This window comes from Accumulibacter sp. (assembly GCF_029255285.1).
Taxonomy (GTDB): Bacteria; Pseudomonadota; Gammaproteobacteria; order Burkholderiales; family Rhodocyclaceae; genus Accumulibacter.
Genome location: NZ_JAPUVI010000058.1, coordinates 1 through 2,957 on the forward strand (window position 1 = coordinate 1; position 2,957 = coordinate 2,957).

At 66.5% G+C, this 2,957-nt stretch carries 3 protein-coding genes; all 3 read right to left on the reverse strand.

Translation table 11 applies throughout. The features are described from left to right. Positions 1-953 (reverse strand): urea ABC transporter permease subunit UrtC (gene urtC / locus Q1M07_RS07920; protein ID WP_300452793.1); only part of this gene is annotated, 953 nt, incomplete at its 3' end. Positions 954-998: 45 nt separating this feature from the next. Then, positions 999-2,597 (reverse strand): urea ABC transporter permease subunit UrtB, encoded by a 1,599-nt coding sequence (gene urtB, locus Q1M07_RS07925; RefSeq protein WP_300452795.1) that lies wholly within the window; start codon positions 2,595-2,597, stop codon positions 999-1,001. A gap of 54 nt (positions 2,598-2,651) precedes the next feature. Then, positions 2,652-2,957 (reverse strand): transporter substrate-binding protein (locus Q1M07_RS07930; protein WP_300452797.1); only part of this gene is annotated, 306 nt, incomplete at its 5' end.

Consider the following 2,957-nt stretch of genomic DNA (forward strand, 5'->3'; position numbering starts at 1 on the left):
CCGATCAGCGTGCCGCGCCCGCCGACGGCCACCCAGATGGCGATCTCGATCGAGTTGGCGACGGACATTTCGGACGGGTTGATGATCCCCACCTGCGGCACGTAGAGCGCGCCGGCAATCGCGCACAGCATGGCCGACAGCGTCCACACGAACAGCTTGTACCACAGCGGGTTGTAGCCGATGAACATCACCCGCGATTCGGCGTCTCGAATCGCCGTCAGCACGCGGCCGAATTTCGAGCTCACCAGGAAGCGCGCCAGCAGCAGGGTGCCGATCAGCGCCAGCGCCGACAGCGCGAAGAGGACGACGCGCGTTTCCGGCGCGGTGATCGAGTAGCCGAGAACGCGCTTGAAGTCGGTGAAGCCGTTGTTGCCGCCGAAACCGGTTTCGTTGCGGAAGAAGAGCAGCATCGCCGCGTAAGTCAGCGCCTGCGTGATGATCGAGAAGTACACGCCCTTGATGCGCGAGCGGAAAGCGAAGTAGCCGAAGACGAAAGCGATCAGCGCCGGCACGACGAGGACCAGCAGCGCCACCCAGAGGAAGCTGTCGCTGCCTACCCAGAACCACGGCAACTCCTTCCAGTCGAGGAAGACCATGAAATCGGGCAGATCGCTCTGGTAGCTGCCGTCACGCCCGATCTGGCGCATCAGGTACATGCCGAAGGCGTAACCGCCGAGGGCGAAGAAAAGCCCGTGCCCGAGCGAGAGAATGCCGCCGTATCCCCAGATCAGGTCCATCGCGACGGCGACGATGGCGTAGCAGAGGATCTTGCCGATCAGCGTGATGAACCAGGTGGACAGATGCAGCGGGTGGTCCGGCGGCAGAGCGAGGTGCATGACCGGCACGGCGATCAGCGCGACGGCGGCAAAGACGCCGACGAGCTGCCAGGTGCGCGCGTCGAAGCGGCGTCCGAGGTGGGCGATGAAGGGGGCGGGTGGCGAGGCGGCGCTCATGATCGTTCTTTCCGGCTCACAATGGCCACAATTGCTCACGATTGCTCACGATTCGACGAAACGGCCCTTGAGGGCGAACAGCCCCTGCGGACGCTTCTGGATGAAGATGATGATGAACACCAGGACGACGATCTTGGCGACTACGGCGCCGGTCCAGCCTTCGAGGAACTTGGTGAACACGCCGAGGCCGAGAGCGGCCCAGACCGCGCCGGCAAGTTGCCCGACGCCGCCGAGGACGACGACCATGAACGAATCGACGATATAGCCCTGGCCCATGTCCGGCCCGACGTTGGCGATCTGCGACAGCGCCACGCCGCCGAGGCCGGCGATGCCGGCGCCGAGGCCGAAAGCCAGGGTGTCGATGCGGCCGGTCGGCACGCCGACGCAGCCGGCCATCGGCCGGTTCTGCGTCACGGCACGGACGAACATGCCGAGCCGCGACAGATTGAGAATCGCCCACATGGCGACCAGCACGGCAATGGAAAAGGCGACGATGATGATCCGGTTCCACGGCAGCAGGAGATTCGGCAGCAGTTCGATGCCGCCGGCCATCCACACCGGGTTGGCGACTTCGACGTTCTGTGCGCCGAACAGGGTGCGCGCGACCTGCATCAGGAACAGCGAGATGCCCCAGGTGGCGAGCAGGGTTTCCAGCGGACGGCCGTAGAGGTGACGGATGATCAGGCGCTCCATCAGTACGCCGATCAGCGCCGCGGCGAGAAAGCCGACCGGGATCGCGGCCAGCAGGTACCAGTCGAGCGCGCCGGGCAGGTAGGCGCGGAAAACGCTCTGCATCGCCCAGGCCGAGTAGGCGCCGACCATCAGCAGTTCGCCGTGCGCCATGTTGATCACGCCCATCACGCCGTAGGTGATCGCCAGTCCGAGCGCGGCGAGGAGCAGGATCGAGCCGAGCGAGAGGCCGGTGAACGCCCGTCCGAGATTGTCGGCCCAGGCCAGCCGCTGCTCGATCGAACGGATCGACGTGCCGGCCGCGGCGCGCACCGCGCTGTCGGGCTCGAGCCAGTTGTCGCCGCGTTTTTCGCTGAGCGGCAGGAGAAGCTGGCGGACCTTCGGGTCGCTGCTTTCGCCCAGCGTCTTGACGGCCGCGAGGCGAACCTCGGCGTCGGTCGAACCCAGACTGGCCTGCGCCTGCGCGAGCTGCAGACGGGTCCGGATCTCGGGATCCTTCTCCGCGGCGAGCGCGCGGTCGAGCAGCGGCAGCATCTTCGCGTCGGCGCTCAGGGTCACTTCCTGCGCTGCCTGCCAGCGCACCTCGCGCTCGCTCGAGAAGAGCCGCAGCGCGGCCAGCGCGGCCGAGAGTTCGCGGCGCACGCGGTTGTTGATGCCGATCGACTCGCGCGCGACGGGTGCCGGCGAGATCTCGGCGTTGGTGGCCGCGTCGAGCACCCGCTCGCCGGCAACGATCACGACGCGCTCGCCGGCTACGGCCAGCGAATCGTCGGCCAAAGCTTTCAGCACCGGCAGAGCCTCGGCCGGCGCCGCCTCGGCGAGGGCCGTGATGGCGGCGATCTTGGTATCGGAATCGTCGGACGCCAGCGGCTTGAGCAGCGCCGGGTCGACCGCCGCCTGCGCAAGCGAGACGCTCAACAGCCAGCCACACAGCAGAAATCGGGACTTGCCCATGCTCTCTCCACGAGGCGGTGCCGGCGGCAGACCCCCGGCACCGCGGAACCACGCTTACTTGCCTTCCGGCTGGTCCTTCTTCTTGTCGTTACCCGGGATGTACGGGCTCCACGGCGCGGCCCTGACCGGTCCCGGCGTCTTCCAGACGACATTGAACTGCCCGTCGGCCTTGATCTCGCCGATGAATACCGGCTTGTGCAGATGGTGGTTCTTCTCGTCCATCTTGATCGTGAAACCGGACGGCGCCTTGAAGGTCTGCCCGGCCATCGCCGCGATCACCTTGTCGACGTCGGTGGACTTGGCCTTCTCGACCGCCTGCTTCCACATGTAGACGCCGATATAGGTCGCTTCCATCGGGTC